This window comes from Xanthomonas sp. LMG 12459, from assembly GCF_009192905.1.
Lineage (GTDB): Bacteria > Pseudomonadota > Gammaproteobacteria > Xanthomonadales > Xanthomonadaceae > Xanthomonas_A > Xanthomonas_A sontii.
This window is the reverse complement of record NZ_NSGT01000017.1, coordinates 1-1,406: the sequence shown is the minus strand read 5'-3', so window position 1 is coordinate 1,406 and position 1,406 is coordinate 1. Positions and strand designations below refer to the sequence as shown.

Sequence of the window (1,406 nt, the reverse complement as noted above, 5' to 3'; positions counted from 1 at the left end):
AACATTACCCCGCTGTTCGCCGACCTGCAGAAGGACCTGGAACAGACGGTCAACGCGCCGCCGGCCAAGTAACGCGGCATCGATTTTGCGCTGTCGTAGGTGCGGCTTCAGCCGCGACCGGGATTCGCGGGAACGCCCGGTCGCGGCTGAAGCCGCTTGTGTCAAATAAGGGTCTATCGTTGTAGGTGAGAGCGGAGTGCGGCAGGCCGTTTAGCCGCAGTGCCAGCAAGCACGAGTAGGAGTCAGCGCCGCCGCACTCCGGTTCTCCTGCCTGACAAGCCCGAACAGTTGCCCGAGTGACGAGCTCGAACTCCACAAGCATGGGCATCGGCAGGAGCGCTCTCGTCCATGAGTCTACTGCGGAGAACGTCTATGCGGCGCCATGTCGGGATCGATGTATCCAAGGCTGAGCTGGTCATTCATGTCCTGCCGGACGAGCAGGCCTGGACCCAGCCCAATACGCCACAGGGGCAGCGTGCGCTGGCCCAACGTCTGGCTGGGATGGACTGCGAGCGGATCGTGCTGGAAGCCAGTGGCGGCTACGAACATGCCGTGCTGCAGGTGCTCCGAGAGGCGGACCTGCCGGCAGTGCGGATGGCCGCCGATCGTCCGCGCAAGCTCGCCCAGGCCTTGGGCCTGCATGCCAAGACCGATGCCCTGGACGCGCGCCTGCTGGCCATCGCCGCCCAGCACATCCCGACCACCCCCACGCCCGTGGTGCCCGGGCACCAGCAGTCTCTTCGCGAACTGCTGGACCTGCGTGCCACCCTGGTGGGCCAGCGCGATGCCCATCGGCGGCGCTTGGAACACATTACCAGCGCCAAGGCGCAACACCGCTGCCGAGAGGTGATCGCCCTGCTGAACCAGCAGATCCAGACGTTGACGCAGGAGATCGAGCAGCAGGGCAAGACCTGCTCGAGCCTACCCAAGGTGCCTGGGCTCGGGACGATCCTGCGCGCGGTTCTGGCCGCGCGGCTGCCAGAGCTGGGCACGCTGCCGCCACGCAAGCTCGCTGCCCTGGTCGGGCTGGCCCCGTTCAATCACGACAGCGGTTGCTGGAAAGGCCAGCGCCGCATCAAAGGCGGACGTGCCGACGTGCGGCGCGTGCTGTACATGGCCACCTGGGCCAGCATCCGCGCCAAATCCCCCTTGGCCAACACCTACGCACGTCTGCGCGCAGCGGGCAAGCCGGCCAAGGTCGCCATCGTCGCCTGCATGCACAAGTTCCTGCGCTGGCTCAATGCCATCGCGCGCGATCAGGCCCCGTACGCTCCTCCTGTCATCGCAGGTGCATGACAGTTGACTCCTACGGTTCTTCTCGTCTGACACTCATGTATCAAGCAAAAGCAAAGGCTTTCGCCCTTGCGGGCGAGTTACTTTGATCAGCCTTCGGCTGCTGAGAAGCG

At 65.2% G+C, this 1,406-nt stretch carries 1 protein-coding gene; it reads left to right on the top strand.

The features are described from left to right. The first annotated feature begins 372 nt into the window (after positions 1 to 372). Positions 373 to 1,296 carry an IS110 family transposase gene (locus CEK65_RS03860; protein ID WP_026143295.1) on the top strand — a complete coding sequence of 308 codons (924 nt, stop codon included), beginning with the start codon at positions 373 to 375 and terminating at the stop codon, positions 1,294 to 1,296. Positions 1,297 to 1,406 lie beyond the last annotated feature (110 nt).

Excerpts from the sequence above, each read along its gene's own strand:
- CEK65_RS03860 (WP_026143295.1), top strand. The coding sequence starts at position 373 with ATGCGGCGCCATGTCGGGATCGATGTATCCAAGGCTGAGCTGGTCATT.